Below are 17,152 nucleotides of genomic sequence, written 5' to 3'. Positions count from 1 at the left end.
ATAACGTTATACAGGTGATGATGGATGTCAATCTTCTTGCCGCCGTTGGCGCGTGGAGATCCCACCGACATCCGTCGCTGACGCCCGTCCCCCGTCAATGACCACCCGATGCCCACCACCCACGCGCTTCGGGCCTGGCTGCACCGCCCGCGGCGACTCGCCCCCCGGAGACGGCATGACACGTCACGTCCCCATCCGCCCCGCCCTGCCACTGCTGCTCATCCTCACCCTGGTCGCCGGCGTCCTCACCGCGCCCGCCTCGCCGGCATACGCCGCACCCGCCAAGACGCCACCACTGACCACCCCCTGGACCAGCCAGGCCCTGACCGGCACCCCACTGCCCGAGTACCCGCGACCCCAGATGACGCGGCCGGACTGGCTCAACCTCAACGGCGAGTGGCAGCTACGCCAGTCGACGACCGACGACGCGCCGCAGTTCGGCACCAACCTGCCCGAGCGGGTCAACGTGCCGTTCCCGGTGGAGAGCGCCCTGTCCGGCATCCAGCGGGCCGCCAACGACAACCGCAACTATCTGTTCTATCGACGCACCGTCACCATCCCGGCGAACTGGTCGGGTCGGCGCACCCTGCTGCACTTCGGCGCCGTCGACTGGCAGAGCACCGTCTGGGTCAACGGTGTCCGCGTCGGCGCGCACACCGGCGGCTACGACGCCTTCACCTTCGACGTGACGCCCCAGCTCACCGCCGGGACGAACGAGATCGTCGTCAAGGTCTGGGACCCCACCGACACCCGGCAGAACGGCAGCCTGCCCGCCATCGGCAAGCAGACCAAGACACCCAGCGGGATCTTCTACACCCCGAGCTCCGGCATCTGGCAGACGGTGTGGATGGAGCCGGTGCCCGCCGCCTCGATCAGCAGCGTGGACGTCTACCCCAACCTGAGCAACAACACAGTGCGGGTCCGGGTCTTCACCCGGGGCGACGTGAGCGGCCACACCGTGCTCGCCGAGGCGCTGAACGGCACCACGGTGGTCGGCTCGGCCACCGGCGGCTTCACCGACTTCAGCGTGCCGGTGCCCAACGCCCGCCGCTGGTCACCCGACGACCCGTTCCTCTACAACCTCCGGGTGACAGTGCGCGGCACCACCGGCGCCACAGTGGACCGCACCACGCACTACTTCGGCATGCGGGAGATCACCACCGGCCTGGTCAACGGGGTGCTGCGTCCCAAGCTCAACGGCCAGTTCGTGTTCCAGGTCGGCACCCTCGACCAGGGCTTCTGGCCGGACGGGCTCTACACCGCGCCCACCGACGCCGCCCTCGCCTTCGACCTTCAGAAACACAAGGACCTGGGCTTCAACATGGTGCGCAAGCACATCAAGGTCGAGCCGCAGCGCTGGTTCTACCACGCGGACCAGCTCGGACTGCTGGTGTGGCAGGACATCCCGTCGCTGACGGCACAGGACGTCAACCCCACCGACGCCCAGCAGGCGCAGTTCGAGGCCGAGGCACGCGAGATCGTCGACGAGCACCGCAGCTCACCCGCCGTGATCGCGTACACGCCCTACAACGAGGGCTGGGGCGAGCGGTCCCTCGCCGACACCCGGCGGGTCGCGCAGAACATCAAGAACCAGGACCCGACACGTCTGGTCAACCCGCACAGCGGCCACAACTGCTGCCAGTCCCTCGGCAACCCCGGCAACGGCGACATCGACGACTGGCACGTCTACCTCGGCCCGGACTCGCCCGTACCGTCGAGCAGCCGGATCGCGGTGCTCGGTGAGTTCGGCGGCCTGGGCCTGCACACGCCGGGCCACGAGTACAGCCCGAGCGGCAGCTTCTTCGCCTACGAGTGGCAGTCCAGCTCGACCGCCCTCACCGACCGGTACGTGGGGCTGGTGCAGGGCACCCAGAACCTGATGCTCGGCAAGGGGCTCAGCGCCTCGATCTACACCGAGATCACCGACCTGGAGGGTGAGCTGAACGGGTTCATCACCTACGACCGCCAGGTGATCAAAATGGACCAGGCGCGGGTACGCGCCGCCAACACCGCCCTGATCAACGCCTCGAAGACCATCGGCAGTTCGGCACCCGTCGCCCTGCCCGTCAACACCCGCCGGTCGTTGCAGGTGACCACGCCCGGCTTCACCAACCGCTACCTACGTCACCAGGACAGCCTGGCCTACACGGAGGTGGTCGACGCCGCAAGTTCCAGCCTGCTCAAGGCCGACGCCACGTACACCATCAGGCCCGGCCTGGCCGGTTCCGGTTGCTTCTCGTTCGAGTCGGTCAACTTTCCCGGGCAGTACCTGCGCCACCAGAACTCCCGGGTCCGCAACTCGCCGGACGACGGCTCCGCGCTGCTGCGCGCCGACGCCACCTGGTGCGCCCGCACCGGGCTGACCGGCACCGGCGTGTCGCTGGAGTCGTACAACTTCCGGGGTAGGTACCTGCGGCACTACAACGCGGAGGTCTGGCTGAGCAACGGCGCCGGCGGCGACGCGTACAACACGCCGACGTCGTGGACCGCCGACAGCACATGGAACATCGCCACCCCGTGGGCGCCCTGACCGCTGGGCACTGACCGGGCCGTCACGACGAAAGAAGGGCGGGGGTTCCGGCGTGGACCGGAACCCCCGCGAGGCGTGGACGGTGTCGCGGGCCGACTCCGCCGACCGATTTCATCAGCGCCAGGGTCGTCGGCACGGTCGGTGACCGGACCCCGGCGTCACTCCTCGTCTCGGGTGTCGTTTCCCCGATCATGAGCGAAAGCGGCGAGTTGATTGCACCGCCCGGCCGGGTCGGCTTCAGGGCAAGGACCGAGCCGCAACTTGCATCCGGCCAGATTCACTCGGCTGTTGCAACACGCAATTATGCCGACCAATAAATAGACGATAACCAATCTTGACTTGTACGGCCGACCAGCGCACCGTAAAGAGCCAGAGGCAGATGCACGCCATTATCGGCCAGACTGAAGTGGATCGCCAATGGGGCGCTGCCGATTTCGCGCCGCGTGCACCAGGAGGCTTTCCATGCGGTTGAATCCGTTTACCGGGGTCTATCTCGCCGATCCGGCGAGCATGTGGCGGCGCATTCTCGACGATCCTGCCGGGGTGCACTACGCCGAGGATCTGGGCCTGTGGCTGATCAGCCGGCACGCGGACGTCCGACGGGCCCTCGCCGACGCCACGACATTCGCCAACGCCCTCACCCTCGCCCCGGTCTACGAGGTGTGTCCACCGGCGCTGAACGTCATCATGCAGATCGACGCGCCACCCACGACGGCCGCGGCGGACCCACCGACACACCCGCGTACCCGGCGGGCCCTACGGGCGACCTTCGCGAACACCGCCGAGCGGGTCGAGGCAGAGTACGGCGCGATCATCCGACGCCGGGTCGACCAGTTGGTGACCCGTCTCGCCGCCCGCCAGGGCGACCAGGTCGACCTGATCCCGGAGTTCGCGACCGAGCTTCCCCTGCTGGTGGTCCTGGACATCCTCGGGGTGCCCGCCGCCGACATCGGGCGGATCCGGAGTTGGGCGGACGGGCAGATCGCCCTCATCTGGGGGCAGCCGGACCCGGCCGAGCAGGTACGCCTGGCCCAGGACCTGCTGGAGTTCTGGCACTACTGCGAGGATCTGGTCCGCCAGCGGGTGGACAGTGGACACCGGGGCGAGGACTTCATCAGCCGCGCCCTGGACTACCGGGACGACGACGACAGCGTGCTGACGGTGCCCGAGGTGGCGAGCCTCGCCTTCAACCTCCTGGTCGCGGGCCACGAGACCACCGCCGGGTTGCTCGCGCACGCCCTCGACCAGGCCCTCTCCGCTCCCCAGCGCTGGTCGGCGATCACCGCGGACCCGGGGCTCGTCCCCGCCTTCGTGGGTGAGACGCTCCGGTTCGCGCCCGCCATCGACGGCTGGCTGCGGGTGACCACCCGCGATGTCACGGTGGGGACGGTGACGATCCCCGCCGGGGAGCGTTGCCTGCTGTTGATCGGCGCGGCGAACCGGGACCCGGCGGCGTTCCATGATCCGGACCGGTTCGACCCACACCGGGCCGATGCGGGTAATCACCTGTCGTTCGGCCACGGTCCACATTTCTGCATCGGCGCGGGACTGGCGCGACTTGAAGCCGTAATCGCCCTCAGCCGACTCGCCGAATCCATTCCCGAGCTGAGGTTGTCACCGGAGCAACATCGGTCGTACAAACACAATGTCGCGTTTCGTGCGCACCGCACGCTGCTCGCGATAATCGACGTCCCGGCGCCCACCGACGTGCCGGCGGCACGGAACGGCGCGACGGCCGAAGTGCGCGCGGGCTGAGCGGGCACCGGCTCCAGCGGTGCTGACCTGCGGACGGGTCGAGGGTGGGGTGGGTCGGCGTCGGCCCGTTTCACCCGGCGCGCCTCAGTGCCAGCGCCGGGTCCGGCGAGAATCTTTCCGGCTTTTCCCGACGATCCATGCCGGTGAACGTCTTCACACCCATCGCTTCCTGGGTTAAGAATTGCCCTCTGTGAATGTTCGGCTCATCGGCCAATCTCGATCTGGCGTCCGCCGCTGAATGTCCGTTCCACGAAGGTGAGCGCATGGAGCACACGTCCCCGTCGAGCTCGGCCCACTCTGCGGCCAGTCAGCGGTTCCGACGGGAGTTGCGCGACTGCCGCGTCCAACGGGGTCTGACCCAACGAGCCCTGGCGGACCTGGTGCGGTTCAGCCGGGAGACGGTCGCGGCGGTCGAGTCAGGTCGCCGGTTCGGCAGTCACGAGTTCGCCCTGCGCTGCGACGACGTGCTCGGCACCGGCGGCCAGTTGGCCGCGCTGTGGCCGCAGGTCGCGGCCGAGCAGTTGGCGGCCGACGGTCGCCGAGGCCCCCGCGCCCCGGAGCCGGCTCGACTGGATCAGCAGGTGCCGCGCCAGCGCGGCCGGCGCGACGCGCGCGACCCGGGCGCCGTGGTGGACGCGATCGACGAGCTGCGTGAGCTGATCGGCCAGGTGCTCAACGGTCAACCCGAACCGGATGAACCGGAGCGGCGGCACCCGTCGGCCGAACCCCTCGACAACCAGCGCTGACCCGACGAGCCAACTCGACCTCGCGGCGTCACCGGCCGCTGACGTTGGGTACAGATGCTGGTACGGGCAGTTTGTACCACGGCCAGGTCTGGTCTATGAGCGCGGCTTCCGGCCGAATGGGACTTGCATTCGGCAACGTGCGGATAGACCGTCATCGAAGTCGTGGGAGTCAATCTTGGCGTCGAGCACCCGGTCCCACGCGGCCAGACCCTACCCGACCCGCCGACGCGGTTGGAAGATAGCCGGCCGGATGCGGCTCATCGTCGCGGCCCCGCTCGTCGCCGTGATCGGCTTCGCCGGTCTCGCACTGACCGAGAGCGCCCGCCAGACGGCCCGCGCCAGCGACCTTCAGATCCTGGCCCAGGTCGGTGCCGAGGCCGGTGACCTGGCCTACCGCCTGCAACGCGAACGCATCGCCGCCGCCGACCTGCTCACCTACGCCCGGCCGGAGCAGCAGGACACCTTCGGCGTGGAGATGGCCGCCACCGATGACGCCGTCGCCCGCTACCGCGGGCAGCGTGACCGACTGGCCACCGACAACGGCACCAGCTCGGCTCTCCTGCGGCGCATCGACGCCGCCCTGGACGGCCTCGCCCCGCTGCGCACCCAGGTGCGCACCGCCACGCACGCGTCGGTATCGGCGATGACCTTCAGCTACCGCATCGCGATCGCCGACCTCATCAACTTCCGGGAGAACGTCTCACACGGCGTGGTGGACGCCCCACTCGCCGACGGGATCCGGGCCTCGGCGGCGCTGTCGAAGACGGCCGAGGCCATCGGTCAGCAACAGGTGGCCGTGCTGCGCGCCGTCGCGGGCGGCGAACTGACCCCGGCCATGCAGCAGGACATCACCGCCGCCCGCACCAGCTACACCGAGTCGAGCCTGTCCTTCCTGGCCCTGGCTCCACCCGACTGGAGCATCTGGTGGGAGCAGGCCGGCACCGGCAAGGAGGCGCTGGCCCTGCAACGAATGCAGGACGAGGTGGCCCGAGCCCAGCCGGGGTCGCAACTGAAACTGGAGACCGACGACTGGGTGTCGACCACCCAGACGCGCGCCGCCCGGCTGGCCGACCTGCGCGCCCGGGTCGACAACGCGGTCCGCGACGACGTTCGGGCCGCGCACGCCGACCAGCGCCGCCGCGCCGTCGCCGAGGCGGCCAGTGTCCTCCTGGCCCTGATCCTGACCGCGTTGGTGACCTGGGCCGTCGCACGGCAGATCACCCGACGGCTGCGCCGGCTGCGGGACGCGGCCAACGCCGTTGCCTTCGAACAGCTCCCCGCCGTGGTGGCCCAGCTCCAACAGCCGGGCAGCGCCGCCGTCGACCCACACAAGCTGGCCCACCAGCAGTCCAGTGCCGCCCTCGAGCCGTCCAGCGACGACGAGATCGGCGAACTGGGGCAGGCGTTCAGCGCCGTGCACCAGGCCGCCGTGCGGACCGCCGCCGAACAGGCCGTCATGCGCGCCAACACCGCCGACATCTTCATCCACCTGAGCCGCCGCGAACAGCGACTGGTCGACGCCGTCCTGGCCCAGGTCGACCTGGTCGAGCGGGACGAAACCGACCCCGACCGGCTCGACCAGCTGTACACACTGGACAACCTGGCGACCCGGATGGGCCGGATCAACGCCAGCCTGCTGGTGCTCGGCGGTGTCGGCGTGGGGCGCGTACGCCAGCGCGACGTTCCGCTTCAGCAGGTGCTCCAGGCAGCGCTGTCCCAGATCGAGCACTACGCACGGGTCCGCCTCGGCATGATCGACGGGGACGTCGCGGTGGCCGCCAAGACCGTCGACGAGGTCGTGCACCTGCTCGCCGAACTCATGGACAACGCCACGACGTACTCGCCGCCGGGCAGCGAGACCTGGGTGAGCGGCCGAAGTCTCGGAGACCGCGTCATCGTCCAGATCAGCGACGAGGGCGTGGGGCTGTCCACGCAGCGGATGCAGCAACTCAACGAGCTGCTGGCGCACCCGCCGGCCATCGACGTGGCCGCCGTACGGGCGATGGGGCTGGTCGTCGTGGGCCAGCTCGCGGCGCGGCTGGGCGTCACCGTCCAACTGCGACGCGGCCCCCGACGCGGCATCCTCGCCGAGGCGACACTGCCCGCGGCGATCATCCGGTCGCTGCCACCGGAGGAGTACCTGCTCGCACCCGGCCGGCTGTCGCGGCGGGCAGCTCGCACACCCAGCCCGCCTCCGCCCTACCAGCCGCGCCCCGAGCCCACCGCCGGCCGCCCACCGACCGAACGAACCCTGCCGGCCGCGCCGGTCTTCCGACCGGCTCCCCCACCGCCGGACCGGGGTGACGCGCCCACCGAGGAGCTGCTCATCTTCGAACAGGTCAACCACTGGTTCCAGAACGACGTCGTCGACGGCCAGAACGGCCAGAACGGTCAGCAGTGGTCCAGTCCCGCCGACGAGGCCTGGCGTACCGCCGCCCAGGCCCACACCCCCGAGGTCGCCACGACCACCAACTCCGGCCTGCCCAAACGCCAGCCGCAACGGCACCTCGTGCCCGGCGGTGTGACAGTGCCCCAGCAGCAGCAACGGTCCGAGTACCGCGACCCGGCGCAGGTGGCCACGGCGATGGCCGCGTACGCGCGGGGCGTGGCCAACCGACGGCGCACCCCGATCAACCTCGGAAACAAATGACGCGACAGGAGAGCACGTGACCGACCAACAGGATCTCGGCTGGCTGCTGGACAATTTCGCGGCGCGCGCGACCGAGGTCAGCCACGCGATCGCCATTTCCAGCGACGGCCTGATGGTGGCCGCCACCCGCGACCTGCCACCGGACCGGGCCGACCAGTTGGCCGCCACGGGTAGCGGGCTGGTCAGCCTGCTGCGGGGGGCGGCGGCCTTCTTCGACGCCGGCGCGGTGATCTCGAACGTCACCCAGCTCGAGGGCGGGTTCATGTTCTCCATGGCCTTCAACGACGGCGCCTCGCTGCTGGTGCTCGCCGCGCCCGAGTGTGACGTGGGCAAGGTCTCCTACGAGATGACCGAGCTGGCCAACCGCATCGGGGACGCGCTGACCCCCGCTGCCCGGGCGGCGCTCGCCCGCAGCCGCTGACCACCCCGGCGCCCCCACGCCGGAGACCACTTCCCCTTCCTCTGGAGTTAGACATGCCTCTCACCACGCCTTGGCGCAGCCGTGCCCTCACCGCCGCGCTGCTCGCCGCCGTGCTGGCCACCAGCACCGCCTGCGGCGACGACGCTCCGGGCACGAGCGCCGGCGGCTCCATAAAGATCGGCCTGCTCGCGTCGCTGTCCGGGACGTACCAGGCTGTTGGCACGGAGATCCGCGACGGCTTCCAGCTCTACCTGGACACCCACGACGGCAAGTTGGGCGGCCGGCAGGTCGACCTCGTCGTCGCGGACGAGGGCAACGGCGCGCAGACCGCCGTCCCGGCCGCGACCAAGCTGCTCAAGCAGGACCGGGTGTCCGCGCTCACCGGCATCGTCGGTGGCGGCTCGGTCGCCGGCGTCACCCCTCTGCTCAACGAGACGAAGGTGCCACTGGTCGGCTCCAACGGCCGGCCGGAGCTCAAGGACGTCTCCCGGGTCTGGCACACCTCGTACCTCTCCGACGAGCCCGGGGCGGCGATCGCCCAGCACGTCCGCGACAACGTCAAGGGCTCCGTGTACGCGATCGGCCCGGACTACCAGGGCGGTTGGGACGAGCTGCGCGGCTTCACCGACGCCTTCGGCAAGATCGGCGGGAAGCTCGCGAACACCGACGGCAAGACGACCTTCACTCCCTTCCCGGCCACCACCAACTTCCTGCCGTACTTCGCCCGCATCAAGGCCTCCGGCGCGGCGGCCGTCTACACCTTCTACGCCGGCAGCGCCGCCGTCGACTTCGTGAAGCAGTACGCCCAGTCCGAGATCAAGGACATCCCGTTGTACGCGGCCGGGTTCCTCACCGAGGGCGGCGTACTCAACGCGCAGGGCGAGGCCGCCCGGGACATCTACTCGGTGCTCAACTACTCGCCCGACCTCGACAACGCCGAGAACCGCGCCTTCGTGGCCGCGTGGAAGGCGAAGCACGACGGTTCGCCGACGACCTACGCGCTGGCCTCGTACGACGCGGCGGCGGTGCTCGACCGGGCGATCGGCGCGGCCGGAAACGACCCGACCCCCGAGGCCATCAATACGGCCATCGGCCAACTCGGGCAGATCGCCAGCCCGCGCGGCACCTGGCAGTTCTCCACCACCACGCACTCTCCCGTGCAGAAGTGGTACCTGCGGCAGGTCCGCCAGGACGGCCGGGCGCTGTCCAACACCGTCGTGGGCGACCTCGCGACCGTCGGCCGGTGATAGTGGTGGCGGCCGGCACGAACCGGATCGACCCGTACCTGATCCCGGCGTTGGACGGAGTCGCCTACGGGCTGCTCGTGTTCGTCGCCGCCTCGGGCCTGGTCTTCTGTTTCGGCGTCGCCAACATCCTCAACCTGGCGCACGGCCTGCTCTACGCGATCGGCGGGTACACCGCGGCGGCGCTGCTCGACGGCGGCTGGGCGAGCCTGGCGTTGGCGCTGACTGTCGGTGTGCTGGCCGCCGCCGCGACGGGGGTGCTCCTGGCCGGCCTGCTCACACCGGTCGCCACCGGCAATCACCTGAGTCAGGCGCTGCTGACGTTCGGGGTGGCGCTGGCCGGCGGCAGCCTGCTCGTCGCCGGCTTCGGGCCTGACAACCCGCAAGTTCAGGTGCCCGCAGCCCTGGAGGGGTCGGTGATGGTCGCCGGTCACCGCTACGCCGCGTACCGGTTGGTCTTCATCGTCGTCGCGGCGGTGCTCGCCGCCGCCCTCTACCTGGTGGTGCGACGCACCAGGGCCGGGATGCTGGTCCGGGCGGCGGTCGACGACCCGGAGATGGTGGCCTGTCTGGGCGTGAGTCCGGCACGGATCCGGGCCGGTGTGCTCGCCGCCGCCGGCGCGCTGGCCGGCGCGGCCGGAGTCCTGGGCGCGCCCATCATCGGCCCCGGCACCGGCACCGCCGACACGGTGCTGCTGCTCAGCCTGGTGGTGGTCGTCCTCGGTGGTCTCGGGTCGATGGCGGGCACCCTGCTGGCCGCGCTCGCGATCGGCGAGATCCAGACGTTGGGAGTGGCGCTGCTGCCGTCCGCCGCGCCGTTTCTGCTCTTCGCCGCCATGGCGGCCGTGCTGGCCGTGCGGGCGCGTGGCCTGGCCGGCAGGTGGCGGGCGGCATGAGGGGCGAGGTGATCCGGCGAGTTCGAGGCGGCATCGCGGCGCTCGTCCTGGTCGGCCTGGTCGTGGCGCCCTGGGTGGTCGACGACTACACCACGGCGATCCTCGCCCGGACGCTGGCGCTGGCAGTGGTCGGGGTGAGCGTGGCCCTGCTCACCGGCGTCGCCGGCATGCCCACCCTCGGCCAGACCGCGCCGTACGCGGCCGGCGCATACGCCTGCGCCGTGGTCGGCAGCCGGGTCTCCGACGTCGGCGTCGTGCAGCTCGTCGTCGCGGCGGCCGCCGGGGCGCTGCTGGCCGCGCTCACCGTGCCGCTCGTCGTGCACGCCCGAGGGGTGATCGTCCTGATGATCACTCTGGCCATCGGTGAACTCGTCGTCATCGTCCTGGGGCGGTGGCGGTCGGTGACCGGTGGCACGGACGGGCTGGCCGGCATCCCCGCGGTCCGCCCGTTCTGGGGGCTCCCGCCCTTGGCCAACGACCAGGCCCGTTACCTGTACGCCCTGGTCGTCGTGGCCACGCTGGTCGGCGCGGTGCTGGTGCTGCTGCGTACCCGGGCAGGGTTGGTGCTGCGGGCCGGCCGCGACGACGAGACGCGGTTGCGGGCCAGCGGTCACCGGGTGGCGTTGCACCTGTCCGGCGCGCACATCGCCGCCGGAGCCATCGCCGGCGCCGCCGGCTCGCTCCTGGTCGTCGCCCAGCAGTACATCTCCCCCGCCGACTTCGGCTTCGACACCTCAGCGCTGCTGCTGCTCGGTGTCGTCATCGGTGGCACCGCCTCGGTGGGTGGCGCCCTGGTGGGTGCGGCGTTGGTCATCGCCGTCCGGGACTGGCTGTTCGGGGTGCTGCCCGGCCATGCGCCACTGGTGCTGGGCGCGCTGTTCGTGGCGACTGTCTACCTGCTGCCCACCGGTGTCAACCGGGCCCAGGGTCGGCTGCGCCCACCAGGCGCCGGGACGCCACAGCCGGACCAGCCAGCCGCCCACGACCAGGCCGAGGTTGCGGAGCTGCACCGATGACCGGCCTGTTGGAAGCCCAGAAAATCAGCGTGCGGTACGGCTCGCTCGCCGCACTCGACGGCGTGGACCTGTGCATCCACGACGGCCAACGGCACGCGTTGATCGGCCCGAACGGGGCCGGCAAGACGACCCTGCTCAACGTCCTCGGCGGGTCCACCCGACCGCAACGCGGCACCGTGCGGTTCGACGGACGGGACGTCGGTCGACTCGGCCCGGCGGCCCGGGCCCGGCGGGGCATCAACCGTATCCACCAACGACCCGCGGTCTTCCCGACGCTCACCGCGACGGAGAACGTCGTGGTGGCCGCGCTGCCACGGATCATTCCGGGCGGCCGGTGGTGGCCGGGCGGCCCCCGACGCGCGGCACAGCGGCTGGCCGGCCCGATGCTGGAGCAGATGGGGCTCAGTGCCGTCGCGGCGGTGCCCGCCGGGCACCTCGCCCACGGGCAACGACGCCAGTTGGAGATCGCGATGGCGATGGCGGGCCGCCCCCGGCTGCTGCTCCTCGACGAACCGGCGGCCGGGCTGTCCGCCGTCGAGGTCGGCCGGCTGGTCGAGGTCCTCCAGGCACTGCCCAGGGCGGTCGCCGTGTTACTGGTCGAACACCGACTGGACCTGGTGTACGCCCTCTCCGACACGGTCACGGTGCTGCGCGACGGTCAGACGTTGGCCGCCGGCACACCGGACGAGATCCGTACCTCGCCGCTGGTGCGGCAGGCCTACGCCGACGGGGTGGCCTGATGCTCACTGTGGATCGTCTCTGCGCCGGCTACGGCGGGGGAATCGTCCTGCACGAGGTCAGCCTGCGGGTACGCCCCGGCAGCATCCAGGCCGTGGTGGGCCGCAACGGGGCGGGCAAGAGCACGCTCGTGCACACCATCGCCGGGCTGGTGCGGGCGTCCAGCGGTCGCATCGAGATCGGCGGCGTGCACGTCGCCGGCCGACAACCGCATCGCATCGCCCAGTCCGGCGTCGGTCTCGTCCCGCAGGGCCGACGGGTCTTCTCCCGGCTGACAGTGGCCGAGCACCTGCACCTGGCAGCCGCGCCGTGGCGGGCCCCCACCTCCGGCGGCGAAGGCTGGACGGTCGCCCGCACCCTGGAGTTGCTGCCGAGGCTGGCGGTGCGGCTGCGGCACCGCGGCTGCGAACTCTCCGGTGGCGAGCAGCAGATGCTGGCGATAGCCCGTGCGCTGCTCGGCCAACCCCGGGTGCTGCTGCTCGACGAACCGTGTGAGGGGCTCTCGCCCGATCTGGCGGCGCGGGTCCGCGAACTCGTCAACGGTCTCGCCGCCGACGGCCTGACAGTGCTGCTCGTGGAGCAGCAACTCCAGTACGCCATCGAGCTCGCGGACCGGGTGGCGGTGCTGGAGTACGGCCGGGTGGTCTACGACCGGCCGACCGCGGAGGCCCGCCGGGATCCGGCCCCACTGGCGGCGATGTTGAGCGTCGCCGCCGTTGCGCCGCCCCCGGCCAACAGAGCGACCCCTCGGCTCTGGGCCGACACCCCGTAGTCACCCGACCATTCTCGAGTCACCCGACCCTCCACGGAGAGGTAGACACCGATGACAACCGCTACGAGCGACGACACCTATACCTTCGACAACGGCGCGCCGGACGCCGTTCCCCAGATGCACGCGCTGGAGTCCTTCCTGGATCCGATCACGACACGTCGGCTGGCCCGCCCGGTGCTGGAGCCCGGCGCGACCTGCTGGGAAGTCGGGGCCGGTGGCGGCTCGATGGCCCGGCGGATGGCCCGCGCGGTCGGCGACGACGGGCACGTGCTGGCCACCGACATCGACCCCACACACCTGGTGGCCGAGGGCAACCTGCACGTACGCCAGCACGACGTGCGCACCGAACCGCCACCCGGGGACGCGTTCGACCTGATCCACGCCCGGCTGGTGCTGCTGCACCTTCCCGATCGACGACGGGTCCTGCGTACCCTCACCGGCGCGCTGGCGCCCGGCGGGTGGCTGGTGGTCGAGGAGTTCGACTGCACCGCGCCGCAGCGGGTGTTGACCGCGCCCAGCGACGACGCAGCGAAGCTCTTCGCGCAGGTCATGGACGCCATGATGGGTGTCCTGGAGGACCACGGCGCCGACCTGGGATGGGCGCAGGACGTCCACACCGAGATGGCCCTCGCCGGCCTGACCGACCTGGACACCATCACCCACTCGCAGAGCTGGGCCGGCGGGTCGACCGGAACATCGCTCTACGAGACCAACTCCCGCCAGTTGGAACCGGACCTGCTGGCTGCCGGGCTGTCGCCCCAGCAACTCAACGCCTTCCGACGGCTGCTCCGGGACCCCGGGTTCGCCGTCATGTCGTACCACTTCGTCTCCACGCGGGGCCGTCTGCCGAGCTGAGCACGCGGACCACCGCGCGGAACGCGGTCACGCCGTCCGTACCTCTCCCGTGCGCAGCACCTCCCCCCGCTTCGCCCCGGACAGCTCTACGACGACGCCGACCGCACCGGCCGGGCTCCCCAAAGGGGAGCCCGGCCGCCCTCACGCCCTCACGCCCTCACGCCCTCACGCCCCGCGCCCGGCGCCCGGCGCCCCGCCGATCTTGCAGTTTCGGTTGTCGATACGCGTGGAACGACCCCTATGTCACGACAGAAAGTGCAAGATCGCGGCATGGGGGCGGGCCCGGCCCGTGGATCATGGAGTTGTGGTGCCTGAATTGTTGCTGTTCACGGCTTTTGTTGACCACCACAACTCCATGATCGACGACGGTGGGGCGGGTTACTGGACTCTGATCCTTGCGACAGTGGCCCAGACCGCCCCGGCTCAGCGCGGAACGGTCTCCTGGTCGGCCAGCACAATCAGGTCGTCGGGGCGGGCCGAAAGCGGCGCCGTCGCTCCGTCGAGCCACACCAGATAGCCCACCGGTGGACCGGACGAACCCCAGCCGGCGCCGATGATCGTGGCTGAGCGCCCGTCGTGCGGCGGTGTGAGAAGGCGTACGCGGGTGCCCGGCGCGTGTCCGTCGTCGGCGACGATCAGCAGCGCGTCGAGGATCTGCCGGACCCCGGCGACGGGCAACCCCGGAACGTACGGCTCGCCCGCGTATCCCAGACGCGGGGTCATCATCGTGCCCAACAGCGCGCTCTGCCGGATCGCCTCCTGGCGGACCTGCCCGTCCACGCTGCGTCCGGCCACGGTCAGCGCCTTCTGGATGCGCGACCAGAGGGCCAGTGGCTCCTGGTCGAGCAGGCGGCGGGCCTCCCTGTCGACTTCGGCGCACGCCGTGTCGAGTGCGGTGTCCTCGCCGAGTTCGGCGATCCAGGCGAGGTCGCCCACCTCCGGCAGCAACCCCGGCGACTCGGCCACGATCACGATGTACAGCATCGCGAGCAGTTCCTCGCGGCCCTCGCCGTGATAGAGCGAGCCGACCCCGCTGCCGGTACGCCCGCGGCTGGGCGGGAACCGCTCGACGAGGTGCCGCGCACGCCCATGAGGCAGGGCCGCGGCCCGCCTGGTGTCCGACACCCGCTCCTCGAACGACCGCCGCTCACGGCGTTCGACGAGCAGCTGGCGATGCGGGTCGAACCCGATCGGATAGATCGTCCGCCCGTACCGGGAAAGGGTTTCGCCGGGCCGAAGGCCGACCGACTCGAGCTGCCGGGCCGCCTCCGAGTAGGCAACGCCAGCCCGCGCTGCGTGCTCCCGGATGGCGCGTTTGCGGGCGCGTCCCGGGGCCGGGGTCCGTCGGGGGGGTGGGATCAGACATGACGCCTCCGGTGCAGCCCCACGCACTCCACCGAACGGACGGCGTGACCGGCACGCCGAGAGTCGACACATCGGCGCGGAGTCGGAGACTCTTGGCCCCAAGCATGTGGTCGGGCGTGGGCCACCACATCGGGCGCTGGCAGGCGCTCTGCCGTGGCCAGCATATCGTGGCGCCGGCCGTCGGTGTGGACGCGCACACCCTGGCCGCCCTCCCCCTCGACGACTGCGGTGTCAGGCCTTGTCAGCCGATGTCGGTGGCGTGTCGGGGCGGTGTCGGCGGACCCGCGCATGCTGTACGCATGACAGCTGACCTGGTGATCGAGGCCGAGGGCCTCGTGAAGACGTTCGGGAAGACGAGGGCGCTGCAGGGCGTGGACCTCGCCGTGCCCCGGGGGACGGTGCTCGGGGTGCTCGGCCCCAACGGCGCCGGTAAGACGACCGCCGTTCGCATCCTCTCCACCCTGCTGACCCCGGACGGCGGAACCGCCCGGATCGGTGGTTTCGACGTGGTGCGGGACGCCGAACGCGTTCGTCAGAGCATCGGACTGACCGGCCAGTACGCCTCGGTCGACGAGGACCTGACCGGTCGGCAGAACCTGGAGCTGTTCGGCACCCTGCTGGAGTTGGGGCGCAGCGGCGCCCGGCGGCGGGCCGCCGAACTGCTCGACTGGTTCGACCTGACCGATGCCGCGAACCGTCAGGCCAAGACCTACTCCGGTGGCATGCGGCGACGGCTGGACCTGGCCGCCAGCCTCGTCGGCTCGCCCGACGTGATCTTCCTGGACGAGCCGACGACCGGGCTCGATCCGGCCAAACGCGAGGACATGTGGGGCGTGGTCCGCACGCTTGTCAGCAACGGCTCGACAGTGCTGCTCACCACGCAGTACCTGGAAGAGGCCGACGCGCTCGCCGACGCGATCACGGTGATCGACCACGGCCGGGTGATCGCACACGACACACCCGACGGGCTCAAGCGGGTGGTTGGCGGGCAGACCCTGGAGGTCCGGCCGTCCGACCCGGCGCACCTGCCGCGTACCGCGGAGATCCTGACTCAGGTCGGCTCCGGCGCGCAGGCCGACGAGATCCGCAAGGGTGTCCTCGCGGTGCCGGTCACCGACGACGCGGCTTTGACCGAGAGCGTCGCGCGCTTCGCCACGGCCGGCATCGCGGTCACCGAACTCTCGCTGCACCTGCCGAGCCTCGACGAGGTGTTCTTCACCCTCACCGGGCGTACGGCATCAGAAGACGACACCACCCGCCCCACGGAGGTCGCGGCATGAGCACTCTGACCGACGCACCACCCACCCGGAACCGGGCGCTGTCGACGATCACCGCGCACCCGCGACCGTTTCGACTGGTCCGGCACTCGTTGGCACTCGCCAAACGCAGCCTCATCAAGACCTGGCGTACGCCCGAGGCGCTCATCGACGTCACCCTGCAACCGGTGCTGTTCCTCATCATCTTCGTGTACGTCTTCGGCGGCGCGGTCGCCGGCTCGACCCACGACTACCTGCAGTTCCTGCTGCCCGGCATCCTGGCGCAGACGATCGCGACCGGTGCCATCGCGATCGGCGTCAACCTCAACACCGACATCGCCAAGGGCATCTTCGACCGGTTCCGGTCGTTGCCGATCCCCCGCTCGGCCCCACTGGTCGGCGCGGTCCTCGGCGACGTCGTCCGGTACGTGATCGTCACCGTGTCGACCCTCGCGATCGGCTACGTGATGGGTTTCCGGATCGAGACCGACGTGTTCCGGGCCATCGCCGGGTGTCTGCTCGCGGTGCTGTTCGCGCTCTGCCTGAGCTGGCTGCCGGTCTTCGTGTCGATGAAGGTGCGCACCCCGGGTGCCGTACAGGGTCTGATGTTCGCACTGATCATGCCGCTGAGCTTCGCGTCGAACGTGTTCGTCGGCGCCGACACGCTGCCGGGCTGGATGCAGGCGTTCGTGGACGTCAACCCGATGACCCACCTGGTGGCGTCGGTGCGCGGGCTGTTCCTCGGCACCCCACTGGACAACCACGTGTGGTGGACGCTCGCCTGGTGCGCCGGCTTCGTCGCGGTGTTCATGCCGCTGGCGCTGCGCGCGTACCGGAAGAAGATCTGACCTGGTCACGGCGTCGGCACCTCGACCTGCCGGCGCCGTGGCCGAATGCTGGCCCGGCGG

General features: G+C 70.7%; 14 protein-coding genes. 13 read left to right on the top strand and 1 reads right to left on the bottom strand.

Annotation, left to right across the window (positions count from 1 at the left end; genetic code table 11):
- Positions 1-175: 175 nt before the first annotated feature.
- From ACLQ3F_RS30390 to ACLQ3F_RS30340, 11 genes are all read left to right on the top strand, one after another.
- A complete protein-coding gene (locus tag ACLQ3F_RS30390; protein WP_425853036.1) occupies positions 176-2,530 on the top strand; it encodes an AbfB domain-containing protein in 2,355 nt (784 codons plus the stop codon).
- Between the two features lie 462 nt (positions 2,531-2,992).
- The gene (locus ACLQ3F_RS30385; RefSeq protein ID WP_425853034.1) at positions 2,993-4,285 is read left to right on the top strand and encodes a cytochrome P450; all 1,293 of its coding nucleotides are present in this window, start codon (positions 2,993-2,995) and stop codon (positions 4,283-4,285) included.
- A gap of 263 nt (positions 4,286-4,548) precedes the next feature.
- Positions 4,549-5,031 (top strand): helix-turn-helix transcriptional regulator, encoded by a 483-nt coding sequence (locus ACLQ3F_RS30380; protein WP_355010085.1) that lies wholly within the window; start codon positions 4,549-4,551, stop codon positions 5,029-5,031.
- Positions 5,032-5,281: 250 nt separating this feature from the next.
- The gene (locus tag ACLQ3F_RS30375; RefSeq protein WP_425853033.1) at positions 5,282-7,681 is read left to right on the top strand and encodes a sensor histidine kinase; all 2,400 of its coding nucleotides are present in this window, start codon (positions 5,282-5,284) and stop codon (positions 7,679-7,681) included.
- Positions 7,682-7,697: 16 nt separating this feature from the next.
- Positions 7,698-8,102, top strand: coding sequence for a roadblock/LC7 domain-containing protein (locus ACLQ3F_RS30370; RefSeq protein WP_030490280.1), 405 nt, complete (start codon positions 7,698-7,700; stop codon positions 8,100-8,102).
- Positions 8,103-8,155: 53 nt separating this feature from the next.
- Positions 8,156-9,349, top strand: a complete 1,194-nt coding sequence (locus ACLQ3F_RS30365) for an ABC transporter substrate-binding protein (RefSeq protein ID WP_425853031.1) — start codon at positions 8,156-8,158, stop codon at positions 9,347-9,349.
- Positions 9,346-10,242: a branched-chain amino acid ABC transporter permease gene (locus ACLQ3F_RS30360; RefSeq protein WP_425853030.1), complete on the top strand. Its 897-nt coding sequence runs from the start codon at positions 9,346-9,348 to the stop codon at positions 10,240-10,242. Before ACLQ3F_RS30365 ends, ACLQ3F_RS30360 begins: the two co-directional genes overlap by 4 nt.
- Entirely contained in the window at positions 10,239-11,258 is a 1,020-nt protein-coding gene (locus ACLQ3F_RS30355; protein ID WP_425853027.1) for a branched-chain amino acid ABC transporter permease, read from the top strand. The genes ACLQ3F_RS30360 and ACLQ3F_RS30355 overlap by 4 nt, the downstream gene beginning before the upstream one ends.
- Complete coding sequence (locus tag ACLQ3F_RS30350) at positions 11,255-11,998, top strand: ABC transporter ATP-binding protein (RefSeq protein ID WP_425853025.1); 744 nt, start codon at positions 11,255-11,257, stop codon at positions 11,996-11,998. Before ACLQ3F_RS30355 ends, ACLQ3F_RS30350 begins: the two co-directional genes overlap by 4 nt.
- Positions 11,998-12,768 (top strand): ABC transporter ATP-binding protein, encoded by a 771-nt coding sequence (locus ACLQ3F_RS30345; RefSeq protein WP_355010079.1) that lies wholly within the window; start codon positions 11,998-12,000, stop codon positions 12,766-12,768. The genes ACLQ3F_RS30350 and ACLQ3F_RS30345 overlap by 1 nt, the downstream gene beginning before the upstream one ends.
- Before the next feature lie 51 nt (positions 12,769-12,819).
- Positions 12,820-13,623 carry a methyltransferase domain-containing protein gene (locus ACLQ3F_RS30340; protein WP_357260852.1) on the top strand — a complete coding sequence of 268 codons (804 nt, stop codon included), beginning with the start codon at positions 12,820-12,822 and terminating at the stop codon, positions 13,621-13,623.
- 423 nt (positions 13,624-14,046) lie between these two features.
- On the opposite strand, the gene ACLQ3F_RS30335 is transcribed toward ACLQ3F_RS30340, so the two are convergent.
- Entirely contained in the window at positions 14,047-14,748 is a 702-nt protein-coding gene (locus tag ACLQ3F_RS30335) for a hypothetical protein (protein WP_425853023.1), read from the bottom strand.
- Positions 14,749-15,287: 539 nt separating this feature from the next.
- Between ACLQ3F_RS30335 and ACLQ3F_RS30330 the strand changes: the two genes are divergently transcribed.
- Positions 15,288-16,268, top strand: a complete 981-nt coding sequence (locus ACLQ3F_RS30330) for an ATP-binding cassette domain-containing protein (protein WP_355010271.1) — start codon at positions 15,288-15,290, stop codon at positions 16,266-16,268.
- Positions 16,265-17,092, top strand: coding sequence for an ABC transporter permease (locus ACLQ3F_RS30325; protein ID WP_425853022.1), 828 nt, complete (start codon positions 16,265-16,267; stop codon positions 17,090-17,092). Before ACLQ3F_RS30330 ends, ACLQ3F_RS30325 begins: the two co-directional genes overlap by 4 nt.
- The last annotated feature ends 60 nt before the right edge of the window (positions 17,093-17,152 follow it).

Source organism: Micromonospora sp. DT15, from assembly GCF_049841475.1.
GTDB lineage: Bacteria > Actinomycetota > Actinomycetes > Mycobacteriales > Micromonosporaceae > Micromonospora.
This window is presented reverse-complemented; position numbering and strand designations above follow the sequence as displayed.